Annotated in this window: 27 protein-coding genes; 14 read left to right on the forward strand and 13 right to left on the reverse strand. The window is 68.3% G+C overall.

Annotated elements, in window-relative coordinates; all coding sequences use genetic code 11:
* Positions 1 to 47 precede the first annotated feature (47 nt).
* From BM252_RS09340 to BM252_RS29990, 3 genes are read left to right on the forward strand one after another with little or no spacing between them, the layout of a single operon-like run.
* The gene (locus BM252_RS09340; RefSeq protein WP_093386717.1) at positions 48 to 326 is read left to right on the forward strand and encodes a type II toxin-antitoxin system RelE/ParE family toxin; all 279 of its coding nucleotides are present in this window, start codon (positions 48 to 50) and stop codon (positions 324 to 326) included.
* Between the two features lie 23 nt (positions 327 to 349).
* Positions 350 to 658 carry a HigA family addiction module antitoxin gene (locus BM252_RS09345; protein WP_093386720.1) on the forward strand — a complete coding sequence of 103 codons (309 nt, stop codon included), beginning with the start codon at positions 350 to 352 and terminating at the stop codon, positions 656 to 658.
* A gap of 16 nt (positions 659 to 674) precedes the next feature.
* Positions 675 to 1,007: a DUF6572 domain-containing protein gene (locus BM252_RS29990; RefSeq protein WP_139236372.1), complete on the forward strand. Its 333-nt coding sequence runs from the start codon at positions 675 to 677 to the stop codon at positions 1,005 to 1,007.
* A 55-nt stretch (positions 1,008 to 1,062) separates the two neighbouring features.
* Here the strand turns inward: BM252_RS29990 and BM252_RS09350 are convergent, their stop codons facing one another.
* The 3 genes from BM252_RS09350 to BM252_RS09360 all read right to left on the reverse strand — a co-directional run bounded on the left by BM252_RS09350 (position 1,063) and on the right by BM252_RS09360 (position 2,576).
* A complete protein-coding gene (locus BM252_RS09350) occupies positions 1,063 to 1,680 on the reverse strand; it encodes a 2-hydroxychromene-2-carboxylate isomerase (protein ID WP_093386723.1) in 618 nt (205 codons plus the stop codon).
* A gap of 106 nt (positions 1,681 to 1,786) precedes the next feature.
* Positions 1,787 to 2,098 (reverse strand): Dabb family protein, encoded by a 312-nt coding sequence (locus tag BM252_RS09355; RefSeq protein WP_093386726.1) that lies wholly within the window; start codon positions 2,096 to 2,098, stop codon positions 1,787 to 1,789.
* Positions 2,091 to 2,576 (reverse strand): MarR family winged helix-turn-helix transcriptional regulator, encoded by a 486-nt coding sequence (locus BM252_RS09360; protein ID WP_093386729.1) that lies wholly within the window; start codon positions 2,574 to 2,576, stop codon positions 2,091 to 2,093. Before BM252_RS09360 ends, BM252_RS09355 begins: the two co-directional genes overlap by 8 nt.
* 64 nt (positions 2,577 to 2,640) lie before the next feature.
* Between BM252_RS09360 and BM252_RS09365 the strand changes: the two genes are divergently transcribed.
* The 3 genes from BM252_RS09365 (at position 2,641) to BM252_RS09375 (ending at position 4,716) form a co-directional block, all read left to right on the forward strand.
* The gene (locus BM252_RS09365) at positions 2,641 to 3,114 is read left to right on the forward strand and encodes a carboxymuconolactone decarboxylase family protein (RefSeq protein ID WP_093386730.1); all 474 of its coding nucleotides are present in this window, start codon (positions 2,641 to 2,643) and stop codon (positions 3,112 to 3,114) included.
* A gap of 178 nt (positions 3,115 to 3,292) precedes the next feature.
* Positions 3,293 to 3,730, forward strand: coding sequence for a MarR family winged helix-turn-helix transcriptional regulator (locus tag BM252_RS09370; RefSeq protein WP_174900467.1), 438 nt, complete (start codon positions 3,293 to 3,295; stop codon positions 3,728 to 3,730).
* An 89-nt stretch (positions 3,731 to 3,819) separates the two neighbouring features.
* Positions 3,820 to 4,716: an alpha/beta hydrolase family protein gene (locus BM252_RS09375; RefSeq protein WP_093386735.1), complete on the forward strand. Its 897-nt coding sequence runs from the start codon at positions 3,820 to 3,822 to the stop codon at positions 4,714 to 4,716.
* Here BM252_RS09375 and BM252_RS09380 read toward each other — a convergent pair.
* Together BM252_RS09380 and BM252_RS30905 are read right to left on the reverse strand one after the other, a co-directional pair.
* A complete protein-coding gene (locus BM252_RS09380; RefSeq protein ID WP_093386738.1) occupies positions 4,698 to 6,005 on the reverse strand; it encodes a cyclic di-GMP phosphodiesterase in 1,308 nt (435 codons plus the stop codon). The genes BM252_RS09375 and BM252_RS09380 overlap by 19 nt on opposite strands.
* A gap of 131 nt (positions 6,006 to 6,136) precedes the next feature.
* Positions 6,137 to 6,301 carry a hypothetical protein gene (locus BM252_RS30905; RefSeq protein WP_174900468.1) on the reverse strand — a complete coding sequence of 55 codons (165 nt, stop codon included), beginning with the start codon at positions 6,299 to 6,301 and terminating at the stop codon, positions 6,137 to 6,139.
* Between the two features lie 251 nt (positions 6,302 to 6,552).
* On the opposite strand from BM252_RS30905, the gene BM252_RS09385 reads away from it, so the two are divergent.
* The 3 genes from BM252_RS09385 to BM252_RS09395 are packed head-to-tail and all read left to right on the forward strand — an operon-like array spanning position 6,553 to position 10,107.
* Positions 6,553 to 7,374, forward strand: coding sequence for a helix-turn-helix domain-containing protein (locus BM252_RS09385; RefSeq protein WP_093386742.1), 822 nt, complete (start codon positions 6,553 to 6,555; stop codon positions 7,372 to 7,374).
* Positions 7,371 to 8,147 (forward strand): helix-turn-helix domain-containing protein, encoded by a 777-nt coding sequence (locus BM252_RS09390; RefSeq protein ID WP_093386744.1) that lies wholly within the window; start codon positions 7,371 to 7,373, stop codon positions 8,145 to 8,147. Before BM252_RS09385 ends, BM252_RS09390 begins: the two co-directional genes overlap by 4 nt.
* Positions 8,148 to 8,154: 7 nt before the next feature.
* Positions 8,155 to 10,107, forward strand: coding sequence for a diguanylate cyclase domain-containing protein (locus tag BM252_RS09395; protein WP_093386747.1), 1,953 nt, complete (start codon positions 8,155 to 8,157; stop codon positions 10,105 to 10,107).
* A gap of 89 nt (positions 10,108 to 10,196) precedes the next feature.
* On the opposite strand, the gene BM252_RS09400 is transcribed toward BM252_RS09395, so the two are convergent.
* From BM252_RS09400 to BM252_RS09430, 7 genes are all read right to left on the reverse strand, one after another.
* Positions 10,197 to 11,813, reverse strand: coding sequence for a bifunctional aminoglycoside phosphotransferase/ATP-binding protein (locus BM252_RS09400; protein WP_093386749.1), 1,617 nt, complete (start codon positions 11,811 to 11,813; stop codon positions 10,197 to 10,199).
* Between the two features lie 142 nt (positions 11,814 to 11,955).
* Complete coding sequence (locus BM252_RS09405; protein ID WP_093386752.1) at positions 11,956 to 12,402, reverse strand: Hsp20 family protein; 447 nt, start codon at positions 12,400 to 12,402, stop codon at positions 11,956 to 11,958.
* A 138-nt stretch (positions 12,403 to 12,540) separates the two neighbouring features.
* The gene (locus BM252_RS09410; RefSeq protein ID WP_139236374.1) at positions 12,541 to 12,897 is read right to left on the reverse strand and encodes a carboxypeptidase regulatory-like domain-containing protein; all 357 of its coding nucleotides are present in this window, start codon (positions 12,895 to 12,897) and stop codon (positions 12,541 to 12,543) included.
* 147 nt (positions 12,898 to 13,044) lie between these two features.
* Positions 13,045 to 13,530 carry a ubiquinone anaerobic biosynthesis accessory factor UbiT gene (gene ubiT / locus BM252_RS09415; RefSeq protein ID WP_093386757.1) on the reverse strand — a complete coding sequence of 162 codons (486 nt, stop codon included), beginning with the start codon at positions 13,528 to 13,530 and terminating at the stop codon, positions 13,045 to 13,047.
* Complete coding sequence (ubiV, locus tag BM252_RS09420) at positions 13,527 to 14,456, reverse strand: ubiquinone anaerobic biosynthesis protein UbiV (RefSeq protein ID WP_093386759.1); 930 nt, start codon at positions 14,454 to 14,456, stop codon at positions 13,527 to 13,529. Before ubiV ends, ubiT begins: the two co-directional genes overlap by 4 nt.
* A 13-nt stretch (positions 14,457 to 14,469) precedes the next feature.
* Positions 14,470 to 15,495, reverse strand: a complete 1,026-nt coding sequence (gene ubiU / locus BM252_RS09425; protein WP_425442283.1) for a ubiquinone anaerobic biosynthesis protein UbiU — start codon at positions 15,493 to 15,495, stop codon at positions 14,470 to 14,472.
* Between the two features lie 72 nt (positions 15,496 to 15,567).
* Entirely contained in the window at positions 15,568 to 16,737 is a 1,170-nt protein-coding gene (locus BM252_RS09430; RefSeq protein ID WP_093387247.1) for an NAD(P)H-dependent flavin oxidoreductase, read from the reverse strand.
* Between the two features lie 139 nt (positions 16,738 to 16,876).
* Here BM252_RS09430 and BM252_RS09435 point away from each other — a divergent pair, with 139 nt between their 5' ends.
* From BM252_RS09435 to BM252_RS09450, 4 genes are all read left to right on the forward strand, one after another.
* On the forward strand, positions 16,877 to 17,395 hold the full coding sequence (locus BM252_RS09435; protein WP_093386764.1) for a hemerythrin domain-containing protein: 519 nt from the start codon (positions 16,877 to 16,879) through the stop codon (positions 17,393 to 17,395).
* The gene (locus BM252_RS09440; protein ID WP_093386766.1) at positions 17,392 to 18,414 is read left to right on the forward strand and encodes a PaaX family transcriptional regulator; all 1,023 of its coding nucleotides are present in this window, start codon (positions 17,392 to 17,394) and stop codon (positions 18,412 to 18,414) included. The genes BM252_RS09435 and BM252_RS09440 overlap by 4 nt, the downstream gene beginning before the upstream one ends.
* Before the next feature lie 370 nt (positions 18,415 to 18,784).
* Positions 18,785 to 19,999 carry an ammonium transporter gene (locus BM252_RS09445; RefSeq protein WP_093386768.1) on the forward strand — a complete coding sequence of 405 codons (1,215 nt, stop codon included), beginning with the start codon at positions 18,785 to 18,787 and terminating at the stop codon, positions 19,997 to 19,999.
* Positions 20,000 to 20,110: 111 nt separating this feature from the next.
* Positions 20,111 to 20,557 (forward strand): hypothetical protein, encoded by a 447-nt coding sequence (locus tag BM252_RS09450; protein WP_093386771.1) that lies wholly within the window; start codon positions 20,111 to 20,113, stop codon positions 20,555 to 20,557.
* A 51-nt stretch (positions 20,558 to 20,608) separates the two neighbouring features.
* Here the strand turns inward: BM252_RS09450 and BM252_RS09455 are convergent, their stop codons facing one another.
* The gene (locus tag BM252_RS09455) at positions 20,609 to 21,160 is read right to left on the reverse strand and encodes a PadR family transcriptional regulator (protein ID WP_093386773.1); all 552 of its coding nucleotides are present in this window, start codon (positions 21,158 to 21,160) and stop codon (positions 20,609 to 20,611) included.
* Between the two features lie 157 nt (positions 21,161 to 21,317).
* On the opposite strand from BM252_RS09455, the gene BM252_RS09460 reads away from it, so the two are divergent.
* Positions 21,318 to 23,339 (forward strand): oxidoreductase, encoded by a 2,022-nt coding sequence (locus BM252_RS09460; RefSeq protein WP_093387250.1) that lies wholly within the window; start codon positions 21,318 to 21,320, stop codon positions 23,337 to 23,339.
* Positions 23,340 to 23,350: the final 11 nt, after the last annotated feature.

A 23,350-nucleotide genomic window follows, 5' to 3' on the forward strand; every position in this document is an offset into this window, starting at 1 on the left:
TACCATGGATTCCACCTTACAGATTCCATGCCAAAGAACATGCAAACATGATAATTTCATTCGCATGCTCCGAAACGGAAGCACTGTTCAACAGCCTCAGTGTTCGCCGCTTCAAGAATATTGAGCGGTCAGCCCGGCGCAAGTTGCTTCAGTTGAATGCCGCTGGCGAGTTGAGAAGCTTGCGCATCCCTCCCGGAAACATGTTGGAGGCATTGAGCGGAAGCCGCAAAGGCCAGTACAGCATACGAATCAACGACCAATGGCGTATCTGCTTCAAATGGCAAGCGGATGGGCCGCATGACGTGGAAATTGTGGATTACCACTAACGAATAGAGCGACGGGTAGCGATATGGCCAAATTACTCGATGAAATACATCCCGGCGAAATCCTGCTGGAAGAGTTCATGCGGCCGCTGGGCATCACTGCACAGCAATTAGCCGCCGATATCGACGTCTCGCCCAGCCGCATCAGCGATATCGTGCATGGCACTCGTCCCATCACGGCGGATACGGCGCTACGCCTTGGCCTATTTTTCGACATGGAGGCCAGGTATTGGCTGAACCTGCAAAGCGAGTACGACATGCGCATCGCGCAACGTACCCTGAAAGATCAATTGGTTCCTCGCATACGGGTGTACCAGCCTGTCCGCCCAACTTAAGCGAGAAGATCCAAATATGAGCCTTGAGCAAAGTCACGTCGTCGATGCAATTGGGACGGCGCGCTCAGACGACAGCATTGTTCTCAACATAATCGATTCTTGGAGTTGGGAGAATGAGGGTCTGCATTTGGCAGCGCTACAAAGAAAGCTAAACGCATACTTCGAATTCGTCGAATCGAAGCAGATACTAGAATCTTGCCCTGAGGCGAAAGGAAGGCGACTGTGCATCAATATCATCAGTCGCTTCCCAACTCCTGAGGCGGGTCTCAAGCTCTTAGCAGCTGCGGCCATCCTTGCGGCAGAACTGGACATAGAAATCAAACATCAGGTTGATTCTAGAAGCAACTAAATAGTCCCTGAGCGCGGGGCTAAGAACGTAAGCTGCAAAACACACAATAGCTGCATTAGGCCGTTTTACGGCACCAAACCAGCGCGTCCTCCAGCCGATCGTCGCCCCAGAACATCTCGTCGCCGACGAAGAAGGTGGGCGCGCCGAACACGCCGCGCCGCTGGGCCCGCTCGGTCTGCTCGCGCAGCGCCAGCTTGTTGGCGGCGCCCTGGGCTTGCGCCAGCACGGCGGCGGGATCGTCGACCAGCCCGTCCAACGCGCGCAGCACCTGGGCCGCTTCGTTGATTTCGACATCGTCGACGAAGTTCTGCCGCATCACCGCCTGGCAAAAAGCCTCCATCCACGGCTCGCCGGCGCCCAGCATGGCCACCCGCATCGGCAGCAGCGCGGTGCGCGGGAACACGCTCGGCTGGCGGAACTCCAGGCCGTACTTGCGGGCGCGCCGCGCCGTGTCGATCCAGGCGTAGCGGCCCTTCTCCGGCTCCAGCACGAAGGGCGAGCTGCTCCAGCCCTTGTCGCGGAAGATCGGGCCGAGCAGGAACGGCCGCCACAGCACGCGCACGCGCGCCTGGCGCGCCAGCGCCGCGATCCGCATCACACTCAGATAACTGTAATTGCTGCCGAATTCGAACCAGAATTCCAGTTCCGGCCAAGCCGCCTGCTCCGTCGCCATCGTCGCTCCTGTTTGGTGGGCGATGCCCGCACCTCATGTCGATGCCGCATCCGCGTCGCCCATGTTAGCAGCGAACGCGGAGCGGCGCGGGAGCTGCCGGCGCCGCTTAACTTGCCGCGTAGTCGAACACCAGCACTTGCGCCAGCCAGGGCTTGAAGCGCTCGACGAAGGCCAGATGGGCCGGATGCACCAGATAGCCGTCGCGCTCGGCCGCGCCGGCGAAGTCGAGCCGGAAGCAGTGCGTGTAGCCCTGCGCCAGCCCCTCGGGACTGACGTTGGTGCCGGATTCGAAGTGCAGCACGCCGGGTACGCTCTGCTGGAGCGCGGCGAAATCGGCGCCGATACTGGCCACCTCGGCGGCCGAGGTTTGTTCGGTGAAGCGGCACAGCACCAAATGGCGCAGCGTGGAATCAGTCATGCGGTTCTCCTGTGTTGGGTTCGAGCGCGGCTTGCACCAGCCAGCGCCGTATCACTTGCTCCTCGGCCGCGTCGAAGCCGGCCAGCAGATCGCGCTCGACGGCGCCGACGCGGGGGCGGCAGCGCGCCAGCAGATCGCGGCCAGCTTCCGTCACCTCGATCAACTGGATGCGGCCGTGCACCGGATGCGGCCGGCGCGTCACCGAGCCGGCCTTCTCCAGATTGGCGACGATAACGCTCATGGTCTGCGGCGTCAACAGGGACAAGCGCGCCAGTTCGGCGCCCGAGGCGCCGGGATAGGCCGCCAGCATGGTCAGCACCGAGAACTGCGGCAGCGTCAGGCCGAAGTCGGACAGCGCGCGCTCCATGCGTTGCCGATGCGCGCCGCCGGCCTGGCGCAGCAGGTAGCCGATGTGGCCGGGCGCGCCACGCTTGCCCTCGCCGACGGCGGGGACGGCGGCATGTGATTTTCCTGGCATGTTGTCAGTGTTCGAATATGATGTTAGAGTTCGAATATTATCACATCTACACAGGAGCCCAGCAATGCACAGCAAGCAAGCCCAGCACCCCGCCCCACGCATCGACTATGCCGGCTTCCAAGAGCTGGCGCCGGGCGTGGTGGCCGCCCTCGCAGCGCTCGGCAAGGCGGTCGACCAGTCCGGCCTGGACAAGTCGCTGACGGAACTACTCAAGGTGCACGCCTCGCGCCTGAACGCCTGCGCCTTCTGCCTGCAGTACCACCTGAATTTGGCGCGCCAGCTTGGCGTCGACGAGGCCCGGCTGGAGCAACTGGCCGACTGGCGCACGGCCCCGGTCTACTCGCCGCGCGAGCGCGCCGCGCTGGCCTGGACCGAGGCGCTGACGCTGCAGGCGCAGCACGCCGCGACGGACGCCGCCTACCTCGACGTGCAGGCGCAGTTCAACGCCAGCGAGGTGGCCTTCCTGACCGCCGCCGTGGCCGCCATCCAGGCCTGGAACCGCATCGCCGGCGCGCTGCACTTCACACCGCCGGCGTGAGCGGCGCAGGGTCCACGGAGGTCAATACAGGGTCAGACCCTAGGGTCTGACCCTCGCTCGTCGCATTCGGCGACTCTTGCCGCCACATCACCCGGCCCGAAATGCTTTGATTTTTATTACGCATGCGTAGTAATATACTCCGCATGTGTAATAACTCAAAATCCGACCCGGAGCGCGCGTGAGCAAGAAACCCCGGCTTTTCCACCTGCTGGCCCAGGCCAAGCAGAACCTGTTCCGCTCGGCGGACCGCCTATTCACCGACGAGCTGAAGGTCTCCGGCACCCAGGTGGTGGCGCTGTTCGCCATCAAGGAGCACCCAGACTGCCAGCTCAAGGAGCTGGCCCAGGTGCTGCAACTACAGAACTCGGCCATCACCGGCCTGGTCGGACGGATGGAGGACAACGGCCTGGTTCAAAAGGCGCCGTCCAGCACCGACGGCCGCGCCAGCCTGCTCAACATCAGCCCGCAGGGCGCCGCCGTGATCGCCGCCGCGCAACCGCTGCTGCAGTCGATCAACGCCCAGCTGGTGCAAGGCTTCTCCACCGAGGAGATGGCCACCATCGCCCGCTTCCTCGACCACGCCAAACAGCTCGACTTCCAGCGCCCGGCCGACTAGACCGCGCCATCCGCCGCCCCACCCCGGGCATCCGCAGCATCGGCGCGGTCGACACCATCGACGCCCGCCGCACCATAGAGGAGCAGTCCATGCAAACGTTCGAGCAACAGGAAGTTGATCTTGGCGGCGGCGAGCACGTCGTCGCCCGCTTCTTCGCACCGAGCGGGCCGGCGCGCGGCGCGCTGCTGCTGGCGCCGGCCATGGCCGTGCCGCAGACCTACTACACCGCCTTCGCCGAATGGCTGGCGCGCCAGGGCCTGCTGGTGGCCACCTTCGACTATCGCGGCATCGGCCTGTCGCGCCGTGGCCACCTGCGCGAGCTCGACGCCGACGTGATCGGCTGGGCCACGCGCGACTGCGCCGCGATGATAGACGCCGTCGGCGCGCGCGCGCCAGGCCTGCCGCTGTACTGGCTGGGCCACAGCCTGGGCGGCCAGATCCTGCCCTTCGTGCCCAACAACGACAAGGTGGCCAAGGTGCTGACCATCGCCACCGGCAGCGGCTACTGGCGCGAAAACACCGCCTCGCTCAAGCGCACGGTGTGGTCGATGTGGTATTTCTTCGTGCCGCTGGCGGTGCCGCTGTGCGGCTACTTCCCCGGCAAGCGGCTGGGCATGGTGGGCGACCTGCCGCGCGGCGTGATCGAGCAGTGGCGCCGCTGGTGCCTGCACCGCGACTACGCCGTCGGCGTCGAGGGCGCCACCGCGCGGGCGCGCTATGACGCCATCCGCCAGCCCATCGTCTCGCTGTCCTTCACCGACGACGAGTACATGACGGCGCGCAGCATCGCGGCGATCCACGACAGCTACACCAACGCGCCGCGCGACATGCGCCGCATCGCCCCCGAGCAGATCGGCGTGCGCCGCATCGGCCACTTCGGCTTCTTCAGGCCGGCCTTCGAGCAGTCGCTGTGGCAGGCCCACCTGCTGCCCGAACTGCAGCTGCTGCCGGCCGCGCCAAGCCGCGCCTACTCGCCCATCCAGTAGCGGTCGATGTCGACCAGCTTCCAGGCATCGGCGTCCTCGTGGCCGACGATGGCGTCCTGGCAGCTCGGCGTGGCCAGGTCGAGCCACTCCGGCGCAATGTAGGTGGCCGATTTGGTGGAGAAGAACACCCGCAGTTTCGGCTGGGTCAGCGGCTTGCCCTCGGTGAGCTCGCAGACCACGCCGAGCCGGCCGCTGCGCAGGCGCACCAGGGTGCCGACCGGGTAGATGCCGACGCACTTGACGAAGGCCATGAACAGGTCGGCGTCGAGGTGGTTGCCGCGCCATTCGGCCATCTTGCGCAGCGACTCGGTCGGGCACCAGCCCTTTTTGTACGGCCGGTTCGAGGTGACGGCGTCGTAGATGTCGCAGATCGCCCCCATGCGGGCGAACAGGCTGATTTGCTCGCCCTTCAGGCCCTGCGGATAACCGCTGCCGTCCATTTTCTCGTGGTGGTGCATGCAGACGTCGAGCGCGGCGTCGCCGATGTCGGTCGAGGCCTGCAGCATGCGGAAGCCCTCGGCCGGGTGGGCGCGCACCACGTCGAACTCGCCCTCGGTCAGACGGCCCGGCTTGTTGAGGATCTCCAGCGGAATGGCCATCTTGCCGACGTCGTGCAGCAGGCCGGCCAGGCCGGCCTCGCGCACCTGGTCGTCGTCCAGCTTCAGTTCGCGCGCCAGCGCGATCATCAGCGCGCACACCGCCACCGAATGCATATAGGTGTAGTCGTCGATGGTCTTCAGCCGCGCCAGACTGATCAGCGCGTTGGCGTTTCGCATCACCGAGCCGGCGATGTCCTCCACCAGCAGCATCGCCTCGCCCACCTCCACCGCGCGGCCCATGCGCGCCTCGCCGAACATCGAGCGCACCGCCGACTTGCCGCTGTCCAGGGTCTTGCCGGCGCGGCCCATCTCGGCGCGGATCGAGGCCGGCGCCTGCGCCACAAAAGGAGCGCCGACACGCGGCCGCGCCGCGCGCGAGGGCGCCGGCGCCGGCGCCGCTGTGGCGGGTGCGGCGACGGCGGTAGCGGTAGCGGTAGCGCCGGCGGCCGGCGCCGCGCTGGCCGCAGGCGGCGCCGAGCCGGCACCGGAACGTGCAACGGCCGGCAGGTCGCGGCCCTTGCTAGTGTCTATCCACACCTCGTCGATGCGGCACTCGCGTATCTTGTTGAGCTCCTCGGCGCTCTCCACCAAGAACGACTTCTTCCAAAAAGGTGACACCAGCCAGGAACAGCCGAGCCTGGCCACATACATCCCCACGATCAGTTCGCCCGGCTCTATCTGCTTCAGCATAACTCCCCTCCCGACCGGCGCCTTTCGCGCCAAGCCACCGACGATTACTTCCACGTCCATGATATTCCCCGCGATTCAATTGGGCATATCCTACTGCGGAATTACCGAATTTAGCAAATTAAATATTTAAATCACTTTAAACCAAATAATTTCATTTCCAGACCCACCGCAGCGCCGCTACCGCACAGATAATTCATCCACTTGTTAGAATACACCTGCTTGGGCGGCCGCAACCGTTTCCCGCCGGATTTTTTTGCGACCATGACAAAGAAAACCGAATACATCAAATATGCCATTTAATTACACATTCCATCTAGCAAAAGCCTACGTTCGACACCCTCGCTTGCCCACTCACGCCCGCCAATCATCGACTTCGGCTTGATTTAGGTCAAAAATTGTCAGAAATTGTGGCTTGGCAAGCCAATATTCTCGGGAAATTGATCCAAATCACATTCCCCCCCCGATGGCCTCGGCTAGCATGGACTGATTGAACGCTGCCCGTTCGAGACAACAGCCCCGACGATCCCGCGCAGCAGTTAGGAGGAAAATGGACTCGCTGCCCCGTACCCAGGCATCGCCTGGGGGACACAAGATCCTGTCCGCCTTCGACTGCGCCCGTTGCCAGGCGCGGGGAAGCTGCCTGCCGGCCTGCGGCGCGGGCGCGACGGGCGTCGGCCAGCTGGTCGGGCGCCGCCTGCGCGTCGCCCGCGACGCGCCCCTCTACCACTGCGGCGACGCCGTCAACGGCCTGTTCTACGCCGTGCGCTACGGCAGCTTCAAGACCTACCGCGCCGACGCCGGCGGACGTCCCCGCCTGGCCGGCTTCCAGCTGGGCACCGACATGCTCGGCTTGGACGCCATCGGCCTACACCAGCACAGTTGCACCGTGGTGGCGCTGGAGGACAGCGAAGTCTGCGAGGTGTCCAGCGACAGTATGCATGGCAAGCACCAGCACAACGCCGCGCTGCAGCGCCTGTTCCATGGCGTGTTGAGCAAGGAGATCGCCCGGGAGCAGTATCTGGCCATGTTGCTGCGCAACACGCGCGCCGACCAGCGCCTGGCCGCCTTCCTGCTCCAGCTGTCCTGGCGCTACGCCGCGCGCGGCTATTCGGCCTCGCAGTTCCGCTTGGCCATGTCGCGCATCGATATCGCCGACCTGCTCGGTCTGACGCCCGAGAGCGTCAGCCGCCTGCTCTACCGCTTCAAACAAAGCGGCTTGATCGAGCTGAGCGGGCGCGACATCCGCCTGCACGACGCCGCCGGCCTGAAGGCCGTCGTCGTCGGCGAGGGCGATGCCGCGCCGGCGCCGACAAGCACCGCGCCGCCACCGCGCGGCACCGAGACGACTCCCGATACAGGACAACAATGAACCGCCCTCCCTCCCCGATTTCGCTGGCGCCGGGCGCGCCCGCCAACGCCAAGCCCAGCTGCGCCAACTGCGCGGCGCGCCGGCTCTGCCTGCCGTCCCATGTGCCGCTGGAGGACTACGGCGTGTTCGAGCGGATGGTGCAGCGCCGCTACCAGTTGCTGCGCGGCGAGCACCTGTACCAGATGAACGAGCCGGTGCACGACCGCCTGTACGTGCTGCGCAGCGGCCACAGCAAGACCTACCATCTCGACAGCGACGGCCAGCAACGGGTCACCGGCTTCCAGATGAGCGGGGAGTTCCTCGGCCTCGACGCCATCGGCCTGCGCCAGCAGCGCGGCGCCGCGCTGGCCCTGACCGACTGCGAGGTGTGCGAGATCTCGCACCGGCGCCTGCAGCAGGCGGCCGACCAGTCGGTGCCGGTGGGCGCTTGGCTACGCACCCTGCTGAGCAAGGAGCTGTCGCGCCAACAGAACGCCACCCAGTTGCTGCGCGGCGGCCGCGCCGAGCAGAAGTTCGCCATCTTCCTGTTGCGCCTGTCCTGGTGCTTCGCCGAGCGGGGCGGCATGCCAGACAGCTTCCACCTGCCCATGACGCGCCAGGAGATCGGCGACTACCTCGGTCTGACGGCGGCCACCATCAGCCGGCTGCTGCTGCAACTCAAGCGCGCCGCCTGCGTCGACGCCTGCGGCCGCGACATCGTCGTGCTCGACCACGCCGGCCTGACCGCGTTCGCCCACGGCGCCGCCGCGCCGGCGCAGCGACAGCGCGCCTAGCCGACGCATGAGGAACCTGGCATACCGGCGCGGCAGCGGCGGCATCGGCATCGTCTGGCTGTTCGCGCTGAGCCTGCTGCCGGCCGTGCTCGCCGGCGCCTACCTGGTCCACGACGCCTACCGCACCGAGCGCACGCGGCTCGAACTACAGGCGCTGCAAACGGCGCGCCAGCTGAGCCAGACCGTCGACACGGCGCTGGCCGAGGCGCGCGGCCGGTTGCTGGTGCTGGCCGCGTTGCCGCAGTTGCGGCCGCTCCAAGCGGCCGCCTTCTATCAGCAGGCCAAGGCGGTGCTGGCGCACGACCAGTTGGCCGAGGCCATCGTACTGATCGACGGCAGCGGCCAGCAACTGCTCAACACCATGCGCCCCCTCGGCGCGCCCCTGCCCAAGACCGGCCACCAGGAGCTGCTCGAACGCACCTTCCGCACCGGCCAGCCCGCCGTCTCCGACCTGTACGTCGGCGGCAGCTCGCGGCGCCATTTCGTCGCCATCGAGGCGCCGGTGCTGGACCAGGGCCGTGTCAGCCTCGCCCTCGACATGGGCATCCCGCCCGAGCGCCTGGGCCGCATCCTGCAGGCGGCCCGGCTGCCGGACGGCTGGGTCGCGGCGCTGCTCGACAGCCGTGGCATCATCATCAGCCGCAGCGTCAACGCGGCGCGCTTCGCCGGCCAACCCGGCACCGCCGACCTGCTGGCGCACATGGGCGGCCATGCCGAGGGCACGTTGGCCAGCCACACGCTGGAGGGCGAGCCGTCCTTCGTCGCCCACACCCGCTCCGACGCGAGCGGCTGGAGCGTGCTGGTGGGCATGCGCCGCAGCATCCTCGAACAGCACATGCTCGACACCCTCACGCTCAACTCGGCGCTGATGGCCACATTCTTCGCCAGCGGCATGGCGCTGGCCCTGCTGTTCACCATCCAGCTACGCGCCGCGCTGCGCCAACTGGGCGCGGCGATGGACGCCGCCGCCGACGGCGACGCCGACGCCGACGCGCCGCCGCGCGGGCCGCGCGAGACGGTGCGCCTGGCCCTGCAATTCAACCGCATGCAGCTGGCGCGCCGCAAGGCCGAGGCGCAGCTGCGCCTGGCCGCCAGCGTGTTCAGCGCCTCCGGCGAGGCGATCATCATCGCCGACCGGGACGCCAACATCATCGACGTCAACCAGGCCTTCGTCGAGCTGACCGGCTACCGGCGCGACGAGGTGTTGGGGCGCAACCCGCGCCTGCTCAACTCGGGGCGCCACGACAAGGCCGTCTTCGCCGCCCTCTTCCGCACCCTGGACGCGAGCAGCCACTGGCACGGCGAGCTCTGCAACCGGCGCAAGGACGGCAGCGAGTTCGTCTGCCTGATGACGCTCAACGCGGTGCGCAACGGCGACGGGCGGATCAGCCACTACGTCGCCCTGATGTCCGACATCAGCGACCACGCCGCGCAGAAGGAGCACATCGAAAAACTCGCCTACCACGACAGCCTGACCCACCTGCCCAACCGCCGCCTGCTGGCCGACCGCCTGCAACAGGCCTTGTTGGCGGCCGAGCGAGAACACCGCCAGGTCGAGGTCTGCTGCCTCGACCTGGACGGCTTCAAGCCGATCAACGACCGGCACGGCCACGAGGCCGGCGACCAGGTGCTGCGCGAGGTGGCCGCCCGCCTGACCGGCGCGCTGCGGCCGAACGACACCGCCGCCCGCCTTGGCGGCGACGAGTTCGTGCTGTTGTTGACCAATGTCGACGCCAGCCACGGCAGCGACGCCATCCTCGAACGGGTGCTGCTGGCGCTGCGCGCCCCGATCACGCTCGACAGCGGCGCCGTGGTCGAGGTCTCGGCCAGCATCGGCGTGGCCAGCTATCCGCTGCACGGGCGCGAGCCGGACCTGCTGCTGCGCCGCGGCGACCAGGCGATGTACATGGCCAAACAGGCCGGCCGCAACTGCCTGCGCCACTTCCAGCAGCCCGCCTGAGCGGGCGCCTAGGCAGACCGGTCACGCGGGCCGGCCGTGCGGGCCGGCTATGCAAGCCGGCCAAACCGCCCCCCGCGCTCGGCCCGGCGTCAGCGCTGCGCCGCCACCCGCGCCGCCAGCGCCGCCAGGGCGCCGGCCCCGCCGTCCACCTCGGCCGCGTCGCTGTCGAACTCGAGCACGTTGCGGCGCTCGGCCGGCGTCAACGGCTCGGCTTGCGCCAACTGCTGCTCCAGCACGGCCAGGCCGGCGTCGGAGGCGTCGCCACCGGCGCGCTCGCGCGCGGCCAGACGACGGCGCAAGGTGGCCGGCGCGGCGCGCACGTCGAGCACGAAGAACGGCAGCCCCATGCCGCCGGCCAGCTCGGCGAAGGAGGCGCGCTCGCGCCGGCGCAGGAAGGTGGCGTCGACCAGCACCGGCAGGCCGGCCGCCAGCACCTGCCGGGCCAGGTGCAGCAGGCGCGCGTAGGTGGCCTGGCGGCTGGCCGGCTCGTAGATGCCGCGCCCCGGCGGCGCCGCCAGGCTGGCGCTGGGCGCCACGCCGCGCACCCGTTTGCGCTCGACGTCGGAGCACAGGCGGATCGCGCCCAGCGCGCCGGCCAGCCGCTCGGCGGCGCGCGACTTGCCGCTGCCGGCGTAGCCGTGGGTGATCAGCAGCGCGGCCCGTCCCGGCGTGGTGCCGGCGGCGGCGAAGGCCAGGTACTGCTGGCCGAGCTGCGCCTGCCGCGCGGCGTCGCCGCCGCCGCCGGCCGCGCGCAGCAGGCAGACCTTGGCGCGCACCAGCGCGCGCATCGCCTGGTAGTAGGGCAGCATGGCCAGGCCGGCGTAGTCGCCGCTGTCGCGCAGGTAGTGGTCGAGCAGGCGCGCCGCCAGCTCGGCGCGGCCGTGGAAGCGCAGGTCCATGACGATGAAGGCGAGGTCGTTGACCACGTCGATCCAGCGGAAGCGGTCGCAGAACTCGATGCAGTCGAACACCTCGACGACGCCGTCCAAGGTCAGGATGTTGCCGCAGTGGAGGTCGCCGTGGCACTCGCGCACCCGCCCCTGCACGCGCCGTTCGTCGAAGCGGGCCGGCGCCGGCGCGCAATACTCGAGCCGGTGGCTGAGCGCCTGCAGGTCGGCGCGCGCCGGGCCGGCGTCGAGCAGCGCCGCCACCTCGGCCAGATCCTGTTCGGCGGTGCGCCGCAGGGCCGCCGCCGTGCCCCAATCGCTGCCCTGCGGCGCGGCCGCCGCCGCCGCGTGGAAGCGCGCCAGCCGCGCCGCCAGCTGGTCGATCTCGCCCTCGCCGACCTGCCCGGCCGGCAGGCGCGTCGACCACAAGGCCTGCTGCGGAAAGGCACGCATGCGCACGGCGTAGTCGAACACGGTGTCGTCGGCCGGCGCGGCGTCGGCCGGCGCCAGCCGGGGCTGCTCCGCCTCGCCGCACAGCGCCACCACGTCGAGATACAGCTCGGGCGCCAGGCGCCGGTTCAGGCGCAGCTCCTCCTCGCAGCAATGGCGCCGCGCCTGCAGCGTGGAGTAGTCGAGGAAGTCGAGCCGCAGCGCCTTCTTGAACTTGTAGGCGTGGCTCTCGGTGACCAGCACCCAGGAGATGTGGGTTTCGAACAGGCGTGGCGCGCCTTCGGTGCGCGCCAAAACCCGCGCCAGCGCCTCGATTTGGCGGCGTTGCCCGGCCTGTTCGGCGGCGGGAGGCGGCTTGGGCTGGTTCATCTGCGCTCCTTGGCGGCGGGGGGGGGGTGTCAATGTGCGCGCCCCGGAACGCCCGGCGCCGGGGCGCCTTCAATCCATGTCACCAGGCCCGGTGCTTCGGCGCTGGCGCCGGCCCGGTCAACCGGCGCGTTGACGCCATGCCTCAGGTTACCACCACTTTCTTCTTGCCGGCGCCTCCCGCGCGCTTGGGCAGAGCCAGTTCGAGCACACCGTCGGCGTACTTGGCCACCACGGCGGCGTCGTCGATTTCATTCTCCAACTCGAAACTGCGGCGCTGCTGGCCGACATAACGTTCGCTGCACAAGGTCGATTCGCCCACCTTGCCCTCCCACACGCGGCTGGTCTGCGCCGAAATGGTGACGCGCTTGCCGTCGACGTCGACCTTGATGTCCTCCTTCTTCATGCCGGGCAGGTCCGCGCTCACCGAATAGGCCTGTTCGGTCTCGCGCACGTCGAGCCTCATGCGTGGCGACGGCTCCAGCTCGCGCAGGGCGCGCGGCTGGAATTCGCGGAAAAAGTCCTCGAAACCGCGGAACGGGTCGAAGCGGCCTACGTCGAGCGGATCGAAACGGGTCAGGTTGTTCGCCATGCTGTCCTCCAGTGGGGTGAAATCGGCGCGGCGCCGGATTGGCACCGCCGCACAGCCGATTCTGGTCGCATCGCCGCGCCGGCGCCGGCGCGCACGTGTCCTGGATCAAGCGGGCGTCAAATATCGGCGCCCGCCGGCCTACTTGTCGGACCAATAGAACACCAGTTCGCTGGCGCCGCGCGCCGCCACCCGCGCCGGCCGCCGCTGCTCGCGTCCGTCCGCCGTGGCAATGACCTGGTAGCTGCCGGGCGCCAGCCGGGCGTAGAACCAGGGGCCGTCGGCCGGCGCCGACAGCACCGGCCGGCCGGCGGCATCGCGGATCTCGACCGCCACCGCGCCCAGGTACTCGCCGCTGCCGCGCATGGCGAAGCTCAGGCGCAGGTTGTACTGGCCGCGCTGCGCCAGCATCTCCTCGCGTCCGTCGAGCCCTATGCCGCCGCTGACGAACGCGCCGATGGCGGGCGGCTCCGCCGCGGCGGCCAAGGGTAACATCATCAAGAGTGAACCACACAGACGGCGCCAGCTGCTCATCATCGCTCCTTCAATCGGACAGGACGCCGGAGTGGCGCCGCGAACCAGTGTAGGACAGGGCGCGGCTTAACGCCAGACCCGCCGGCCGATTTCGTCGCCCGGCGGTCCGTCTCATTTCGGCGCGGCGCCGCGCAGCGCCTCGCCGCGCGCCACCAGCCAGCGCAAGGGCGCCGGCAGCGGTGGCAGTTCCAGCAAGGGCGCGTCGATGGCGTCGAGGGTGTTCTTGACCAGCAGGCCAAGCTCGGTGTCGCCCTCCATCGACAGGCGGCGGCAGAAGAACAGCGTGTCCGGGTCCTCCTCGCGGCGCGCCAGCGCCAGGAAGTCGCGCGCGCTGGCGCCGATCACCAGGTCGACCGCCTCGCCGCGCTGGCAGGCGCAGAAGCGGCCGCCGTCCCAGCTGAAGTCGAAGGCCAGGCCGGCGTCGCGCACGCTGATGCGCATGCGCTTGCCCTGCAGCGAGGCGCGCACGTCCTGCGGCAGGTGGCGCCGCAGCGCCAGGTTGAGCGCGCCGACGAACAGCAGCGAGCCGGGATAGGCAGGCAGCTTGCCCAGCAGCGCCGCCAGCGACGGCGGCACGCTGCCGACGGCGGGCGTCATGCCTCGCTCCCGGCCAACGCCAGCTCGCGCTCGGCGGCGCCGCCCTGTTCCAGTCCGGCGCGGCCGTACCAGTAGCCGTCGCAGGCCTCGGCCGGCATCCACTGGCGCAGCGCCTGCGAGGCCTGGGCCGGCGTGGCGGCGCCACGGCGCACCGAGTCGAAGGCGTCGAGCACGGCGATGCTGTGCTCGGCCTGCGGGCTGATGCGCACCACGTCGACGCCCATGCCGGCGATGCGGTCGAGCTCGCCGGCCAGGTTGTAGACCAGCGCCGACTGCGTCTGCGTGCCGTTCAAGACCAGGAAGGGGGCGTTCTCGCGGGTCTGCATCAGCAGGCCGTCGGCGTGCTCGAGGCAGCTGAACTGGCAGTTGTCCTTGGGCAGGTTGCGGTGGCGCGCCGTGAAGCAGCGCGCCGAGAAGGCCAGCGGCATGCGGCCGTAGGCGAACAACTCGGTCTGCATGCCGGCCGGGCGGTGCTGCTGCATCACGCCCAGGCCGGCCCGGCCCATCTCCAGCGGCATCACCCAGCGGCTCGCGCCCATCTGGTGCAGCAGCTGCAGCGTCGGCGGGTTGTAGATGTTCAGGTGCGGCCCGGCGACGAAGGGCACCTCGCCGGCCAGGCAGTGCACCGCGCCCATGTCGTTGGCCTCGACCATGAAGCGGCCGTTGTCGGTGATGCGGCGCAGCGTGCTCATGTCGGCGGTCGACTCGAGCAGCACCTGGGTCGACAGCACCACCTCCTTGCCGGCCGCCTGCAGCCGCTCGGCCACGTCGAGCCAGTCGGACAGGCGCAGCTCGTGGCGGCGCGAGCACACCGTCTCGCCGAGGTAGACGATGTCGGCGGCGCTGTTGGCCACCTCCTCGTAGAATTTCAGTACCGTGTCACGGGGCCAGTAGTACAGGATGGGTCCCAACGCGAGTTTCAACATGTTCTCTCCTGATTCATTTCCACGAGCGGTGGTAGGCGCCCAGCGTGTGCTGCTGCCCCTCCGCCACTTTGTTCAATTCGCTCATCCAGGCCGGCCGCACCGAGTAGCGCGCCGGGTTCTGCAGGCACTGGTCGATCGCCTCGCGCCACACCCGCGTCACCTGCGCCGCGTAGGCCGGGCTGCGCTGGCGGCCCTCGATCTTGACGGCGCGGATGCCCATGCCGATCAGCTGCGGCAGCAGCTCGAGCGTGTTCAGGCTGGTCGGCTCCTCGATGGCGTAGTAGTTCTCGCCCTCGACGTCGAAGCGGCCCTTGCACAGCGTGGGGTAGCTGGCGTTCTCGGTTTCCGTGTAGCGGTCGATCAGCACGCCGTTCAGGCGCGACTCCAGGCCCTTCGGCGTCTGCTGCCAGCGCACCGCCTTGGCCGGCGAGCACACGCCGTGGGTGTTGGGCGCCTCGCCGGTGGCGTAGGACGACAGCGCGCAGCGGCCCTCGACCATCACGCACAGGCTGCCGAAGCCGAACACCTCGATCTCGACCGGGGTGTTGGCCTTGACCAGCTCGACCTGGGCCATCGACAGCACGCGCGGCAGCACCGCGCGCGCCACGCCGAAGTGCTTGTGGTAGAAGTTGATCGCCTCGTAGTTGGTGGCCGAGCCCTGCACCGACAGGTGCAGGCGCAGGTTCGGATAGTGGTCGGAGGCGTAGCGCATCAGGCCGGGGTCGGCCAGGATCACCGCGTCGACGCCGGCCTGCGCGGCGCGGTCGATGGCGGTGCGCCACAGCGCGGCGGTGTCCGGCTGCGGATAGGTGTTCAACGCCAGCAGCACCTTGCAGTCCTTGCGGTGGGCATAATCGATGCCCTGGGCGATGGCGGCGTCGTCGAAGTTCAGGCCGGCGAAGTTGCGCGCGTTGGTGGCGTCGCGGAAGCCCAGGTAGACGCAGTCGGCGCCGTTGTCGACGGCGGCCTTCAGCGCCGGCAGGCTGCCGGCCGGGCAAACCAGCTCGATCGGCGGTGTGGGAACGGCTGTATGGCTCATGTTCATGGGGTTGCACTCAAAAGGAAAACCGGCGTGGTGGCCGGGACAAACAGAATTCGGGTGGCGCCCGCCTCAGGCCGCGGCGCTGGCCGGCGCCGGCACGACGCCGTTGAGCATGTAGTCGACCAGCTCGCGCACCGGCCGCATGGCGCGGCCGAACGGCAGCGCCTCGCTGCCACGGAAGAACAGGCCGCGCTTGGTGTCGCCCTTCAGCGCGAAGGCCAACTGGGTGTCGATGCAGAACTGGCCGGCCTTGGCCAGGCCGTCGCGCCAGCCGCACTGCTGCAGGCAGTCGAAGCCGACGGTGCAGTCCTTGGCCTTGGCCTTGCCCTGCAGCTTGGCCTCCTTGTCGAGGTAGTTCATCAGCCACGGCGTGCGCACGGCGCGCGCCGGCAGGCCGGCGGCGCTCATGAAGGTGACGGTGTCGTCCGGCCCGGCGTCGAGCAGCACACGCTTGAAGCCGGCGTCGGCGTCGCCCTCGGTGCTGACGGCGAACGGCGTGCCGAGCTGCACCGCGCTGGCGCCCTGGCCGATCAGGTCGCGCACCTGGGCGTGCTGGTGCAGGCCGCCGGCGACGATCAGCGGCAGGCGCTCGCGCTCGATGCCCAGCTCGCGCAGCAGCGCCAGGGTCTCCTCCAGCACGCGCGGGAAGGCGTAGCGCGGGTCGTTCAGGGTGGCGCTGTCGGGCGCGCCGAGGTGGCCGGCGGCGTAGCGCGGGTTCTCGATGACGATGGCGTCGGGCAGGCGTTGGCGCCGCATCCACTTCTTCAGCAGCAGGGCGATGCCGCGCGCGTCCGACAGCACCGGGATCAGCGCCACGTGCGGATGCTCGGCGGTCAATTCGGGCAGGTCGAGCGGCAGGCCGGCGCCGACCACCAGCGCGTCGGCGCCGGCCTCGCAGGATTTGCGCACCAGGTCGGGGTACTGGCTGACGGCGCGCATCACGTTCACCGCGATCATGCCGTGGCCCCCGGCCAGCGCCTTGGCCTGGACGATCTCGCGTTCGAGCGCGGTCAGGTTGACCGCCTCGATCAGGGCGCGGTCGCGGCTGCGGCCGGTGGCGGCCATCAGGTCGGCGTGGTGGCGCCGCAGGTCGACGCTGGCGATGGTGCCCATCGCGCCCAGGCGCGCCACGGCGCCGGCCAGGCGGTGCGCCGAGACGCCGACACCCATGCCGCCCTGCACGATCGGCAACAACAGCCGGTCCTTGATTTTGAATCTCTCGAATACGCTCAACAACATGGTGTGGCCCGACAATTGACGAGGCCGAACTGTAACGCGCGGCAAGTACGCAAATCCTTGATGTGAATCAAAGATTTCAATCTTGACCAAATGTGACAATGCAGGCTGACACCAAAGCAATCATGAAGAGGCAAAGCAAATGAGCACCATCGGCAACTTCCTGGGACGCGATCACCGCATGTGCGACGATCTGTACACGCTGGCCGAGGCCCGCGTCGCCACCCGCAACTGGCCCTGCGCCAACGCCGACTTCGCCGATTTCCGCCAGTGCCTGGAGCACCACCTGCGCCTCGAGGAGGCCGTGCTGTTCCCCGCGCTGGAAGCCTGCATGGGCCACAACTGCGGCCCGACCAGCGTGATGCGCGACGAGCACCGCCAGATGCGCGAACTGGTGCGGCGCATGGCCGCCACCATCGCCGGCCACCAGCGCGACGACTTCTTCGACCTGGCCCACGCCCTGCGCATGCTGATGCGCCAGCACCACCTGAAAGAAGAAGGCATCCTGTACCCGATGATCGACCGCTTCCTGTCCGACCGCCACGCCGAGCTGCTGGCGGCGATGGACAACATCGACGCGCCGGCGGCGGCGCCGGCGATGGCCGTACCCGACACCGGTGCGCCGGCCGAGGCGGCCCTGGCGACCGGCGGCGCGCTATGAACGCCATGCCGATCGAACTGCGCGCGCCGCGCGCGCCCCGCACCCTGAGCACGCCGCAACTGGCCTTGGCCTCGGCGCCGCACTGCGACCCGCACTGGCTCGACGCCTGCCTGCGCCAAACCACGCCGACCGCCAACGCCCTGCTCAAGCAGATCTTCGGCGACAGCGTGATGCCGCGCGGCGAGGCGGTCTGGCTGAGCGACCTGATCGAATTGATGGCGCTGTTCGGCGTCGACCCGCGCGCCACCCGCACCGGTGTGTTCCGCCTGACCGAGCAGGGCTGCCTGTACGCGCGCCGCTACGGCCGGCGCAGCGCCTACGCCCTGCTGCCGGACGCCGCCGAGCAGCTGCGCGGCGCCTGGCACGCGCTGAGCGCGCCGCCCGACTACGCCTGGGACGGCAGCTGGAGCCTGGTCATCAACACCGGCGGCAGCGGCACCGCGCCGGCCTTCGCCGCGCTGCGCCGCAGCCTGGCCGAGCAGGGCTACTGCGCGCTGGCGCCGCAGGTGCTGGCGCGGCCGACCATGCCGGAGCGCTGCGGCCGCGACGATCCGCCGGCCCTGGGCCTGGCCCAGCGGGGCAGCGTTCTGCAGGTGGCCGGCCAGCAGGTCGACGGCCTCGGACCGCTGCAGGAGATGGGCCGCCAGGCCTGGGACCTGGACGCCACCGCCGCGCCCTACCACGCCTTCCTGCGCCGCTTCGCCCCGCTGCGCCACGCCCTGGCCGACGGCCAGGCGCTCAGCGCGCGCCAGGCCTTCGCCCTGCGCATGCTGGTGGCCGACGCCTACCGCCAGTGCCGCGCCAGCGATCCGCTGCTGCCCAGCGCCTTCCTGCCGCAGGACTGGCCGGCCATGCCGGCCTACGAGTTGTGCCTCGACCTGTACCTGCACACCTTCCCGCTGGCGCGCCAGCACGTCGAGCAGTCGCTCGGCGAGCCGGTGCCGCCACCGCCGCCGCTGCGCAACGAGCGCACGCTGCAACGTCCGCCCTTCCGCATCCACGCGCTGTCCAAGGCCTGAGCCGCAGGCCGCTATTCGGAACCGCAAGGCGCAAACCGAGGGTCAGACCCTAGGGTCTGACCCTGGCTCCACGCCGTTGGGTGGTGTTGAATTCACCGGCGCCTTGACGTCACGACATGCACCAATGCGGCGCCCCGCCCCCTCCAACGCCGCGCCGTCGCGGCGCATTCCTCCGCACCGCGCCGAACAACGCACCAATATGGCGCGCCGTCCTGGTGCGCCACGCACCGTTCTACAGCGAATTCTCACCGAGGCGATTCCGCGAATAAACTTCAAAATCAAGCACTTAACATTTCGCACCAAAATGGAATGAATATTGCTTTGATAGTGCATGCACTTATTTTGACGCCTTATTTTGGGGAGTAACGCAATGGATGGACGCAACAACGGTGCCGACGCACTCTTTATCCTGCTCGGCGCGATCATGATCCTGGCGATGCACGCCGGCTTCGCCTTTTTGGAGCTGGGCACGGTCAGAAAGAAGAACCAGGTCAACGCCCTGGTCAAGATCCTGGTCGACTTCGCGGTTTCCACCATCGCCTATTTCTTCGTCGGCTACGGCGTCGCCTACGGCATCGACTTCTTCGCCTCGGCCGACGTACTGGCGGCCAAGAACGGCTACGAGCTGGTCAAGTTCTTCTTCCTGCTGACCTTCGCGGCGGCGATCCCGGCGATCATCTCCGGCGGCATCGCCGAGCGCGCCCGCTTCTATCCGCAGCTGGCCGCCACGGCGTTGCTGGTCGGCCTGGTCTACCCCTTCTTCGAGGGCATCGTCTGGAACCAGCGCTTCGGCGTGCAGGCCTGGCTCAAGCTGGCCACGGGCGCCGAGTTCCACGACTTCGCCGGCTCGGTGGTGGTGCACGCCGTCGGCGGCTGGGTCGCGCTGCCGGCCGTGCTGCTGCTGGGCGCGCGCCGCGGCCGCTACATGAAGAACGGCGCCATCGCCGCCCACCCGCCCTCGTCCATCCCCTTCCTGGCGCTGGGCGCCTGGATTTTGACGGTGGGCTGGTTCGGCTTCAACGTGATGAGCGCGCAGGCGCTCGACAAGATGAACGGCCTGGTCGCCGTCAATTCGCTGATGGCGATGGTCGGCGGCACCCTGGTCGCCCTGCTGATGGGTAAGAACGATCCCGGCTTCGCCTACAACGGCCCGCTGGCCGGCTTGGTGGCCGTCTGCGCCGGCTCGGACCTGATGCACCCGCTGGGCGCCCTGGTCACCGGCGGCATCGCCGGCGCCATCTTCGTCTGGATGTTCACGCTGGCGCAGAACAAGTGGAAGATCGACGACGTGCTCGGCGTCTGGCCGCTGCACGGCCTGTGCGGCACCTGGGGCGGCCTGGCGGCCGGCATCTTCGGCAGCAAGGCGCTGGGCGGCATCGGCGGCGTCTCCTTCACGGCGCAGCTGGTCGGCACGTTGATGGGCGCGGTCATCGCCGTCGTCGGCGGCTTTGTCATCTATGGCGGCCTCAAGCTGGTGGTCGGCATCCGCCTCGAACCGGAGGACGAGTTCCAGGGCGCCGACCTGGCCATCCACCGCATCTCCTCGACGCCGGAGCGCGAGTCTCAGTCGATGGCGCAGCAGTAGGCGCCCGGCCACGGCGGGGCGAGCCAGCGCAAGCCCCGCGCGCATGCCATTCACGTCGACGATTTTTCGCCTACACTGGTGACATAGGCGCAAGGCGCGCTGGGAGGCGGCATGAGCGAGCTTCAGCGGGAAGAATTGGATGCGAAATTGGCAATGGCCGAGGCCAGAACCGACGCGAGAATGGCTGAAACGGACATTAAAATTGTCCAGGGTTACGTCAAAATGGCCAGCATCGAGGGGAAAATTGACGCGCTCGCCGGTTTGCTCAACGAGAAGATCTCGGCAATGGCCATCACCATTGCGGAAGTAAAAGCAGGCATCAACAATCTACGAACGACGGTCGTCGTCACTGCGATCAGCATCGGCTTGGCGAGCGTTTTCGGCATCGCCGCGTTCAACGCCACCGTGCTCTCGAACATGCTTGCCTCGTTTGAATCTGGCAAGAACATGAGCGCCGCCCAAGCGGAAGTGCAACGCCAACTGGAGGCGACCGCCGTCCTGCTCGACAAGGTGCAAAAACAAATCGACCAAGCCCCTGCCCCAGCGCCAAAGAAATAGCGAGCCGCCGGCGAAAACCGGCTCGACAACAGTCACACCGGCCGCTGCGACTCAGTCCGCCGCGCAATCCTCTTCCAGTAGCACCACCAGCATCTCGCGCGCCCAGCGGATCGAGCTTTCCTCGTACAGCATGCCCTTCTTCAGGATCAGGTGGTTGATGCGCAGGCGCCGCGTCGGCGGCCGGTCGGGCGGGAAGTCGCGCTGCTCGATCTCGCGGTAGCGCTCCAGGCTGGCCTGGTGCAGCACGATGTGGCGCTGCAGTTCGGCCTCCATGCCCAGCGGGCCGATCACGGCGTCAGCGCGCAGGCGCACCGTCAGCTCGTCGCGCAGGTCCATCACCGGGCTGGCCTCGGCGGCCCAGCGCTGCAACTCCGCGCGGCCCTGCGGCAGCACGCTGTAGATGCGCTTGCGCGTCTTGCCGGCGTCCGGCGCCGTCACCGACTCGATCCACAGCGCCTCCTCCATGCGTCCCAGCTCGCGGTAGATCTGCTGGTGGGTGGCGTGCCAGAAGTAGCCGATCGACTTGTCGAAACGGCGCGCCAGGTCGTAGCCCGAGGACGATTTTTCCAGCAGCGAGGTGAGTAAGGCGTGTGAGAGTGACATCGGCGCAGTCTAAACCCGGCAATCCAATTATGCAACCAGTTGCGTAATTGCGGATTTTGACCTACGATTATGAAACCAGTTGCATAGTGTTTTTTTATTCACTGAATTATTCACTGAATCCTCCACCCACTTTTCCTCCAGGACCGCCATGACCGCCATGACCACCTATCCCCACCTGCTGGCCCCACTCGACCTCGGCTTCACCACCCTGCCCAACCGCGTGCTGATGGGTTCCATGCACGTCGGCCTGGAGGAGGCGCCGGACGGCTACGCCCGCATGGCCGCCTTCTACGCCGAGCGCGCCCGTGGCGGTGTCGGCCTGATCGTCACCGGCGGCATCGCCCCCAACGAGGCCGGCCGCGCCATGCGCGGCGCCGCCGCCCTGTGCACCGAGGAAGAGGCCGAGCACCACAAGGAAGTCACCGCCGCCGTGCACGCCGAAGGCGGCAAGATCGCCCTGCAGATCCTGCACACCGGCCGCTACGCCTACCAGAAGAACGCGGTGGCGCCGAGCGCGCTGCAGGCGCCCATCAACACCGTGGTGCCGAAGGCGCTGAGCGGCGAGGAGGTCGAGCAGACCATAGCGGACTTCGCCCGCTGCGCCGGCCTGGCCCAGTACGCCGGCTACGACGGCGTCGAGATCATGGGCTCCGAGGGCTACCTGATCAACGAGTTCATCGCCGCCCGCACCAACTTGCGCGACGACGAATGGGGCGGCGACTACGCCAAGCGCATGCGCTTCCCGGTCGAGATCGTGCGCCGCGTGCGCGAACGGGTCGGCGCCAACTTCATCATCATCTACCGCCTGTCGATGCTCGACCTGGTCGAGGGCGGCTCCAGCCACGAGGAGGTGGTGCAACTGGCCCAGGCCATCGAGGCGGCCGGCGCCACCATCATCAACACCGGCATCGGCTGGCACGAGGCGCGCATTCCGACCATCGCCACCAAGGTGCCGCGCGCCGCCTACGCCTGGGTCACCCAGCAGCTCAAGGGCAAGGTCGGCATTCCGCTGATCGCCACCAACCGCATCAACACGCCGGAGGTGGCCGAGCAGCTGCTGGCCGACGGCTTCTGCGACATGATCTCGATGGCCCGCCCCTTCCTGGCCGACCCCTTCTTCGTGCGCAAGGCCGCCGAAGGCAAGGCCGACCAGATCAACACCTGCATCGGCTGCAACCAGGCCTGCCTGGACCACACCTTCAACGGCAAGATCACCTCCTGCCTGGTCAATCCGCGCGCCTGCCACGAGACCATCCTGACCATCGTCCCGGCCGCCAAGCGCGAGCGCGTCGCCGTGGTCGGCGCCGGCCCGGCCGGCTTGAGCTTCGCCACCACCGCCGCCGAGCGCGGCTTCGACGTCACCCTGTTCGACGGTGCCGAGCAGATCGGCGGCCAGTTCAACATCGCCAAGCAGGTGCCGGGCAAGGAGGAGTTCTACGAAACGCTGCGCTACTTCGGCCGCCAGATCGAGCTGACCGGCGTCAAGCTGGAACTCAACCGCCGCGTCTGCGCGCGGGACTTGATCGCCGGCGAATTCGCCCACGTGGTGCTGGCCACCGGCGTCACGCCGCGCACGCCGGCCATCGACGGCATCGACCATCCGAAGGTGGTCGGCTACCTCGACGTCCTGCGCGACAAGTGCGCGGTCGGCAAGACGGTGGCCGTGGTCGGCGCCGGCGGCATCGGCTTCGACGTGGCCGAATACCTGCTGCACAGCGGCCACAGCTCGAGCCAGGACAAGGCGCAGTTCTTCGCCGAATGGGGTGTCGACACCAGCAACAGCAACCGCGGCGGCCTGCAGAAGCCGGAGCAGAAGGCCAGCATCCGCCAGGTCTTCCTGCTGCAGCGCAAAGCCACCAAGGTCGGCGAAGGTCTGGGCAAGAGCACCGGCTGGATCCACCGCACCTCGCTGAAGAACCAGGGCGTGCAGATGGTCGCCGGGGTGGACTACCGCAAAATCGACGACGCCGGCCTGCACGTCACCGTCGACGGCAAGGACAGCATCATCCCGGCCGACACCATCGTCATCTGCGCCGGCCAGGAACCGCAGCGCGAGCTGCAGGCCGAGCTGCTGGCGGCCGGCTGCAAGGTGCACCTGATCGGCGGCGCCGACCTGGCCTCCGAGCTGGACGCCAAGCGCGCCATCAAGCAGGGCACCGAACTGGCCGTCTCACTATAGTCAGCAGGTCC

The sequence above is a fragment of the Rugamonas rubra genome (assembly GCF_900114705.1).
Lineage (GTDB): Bacteria > Pseudomonadota > Gammaproteobacteria > Burkholderiales > Burkholderiaceae_D > Rugamonas > Rugamonas rubra.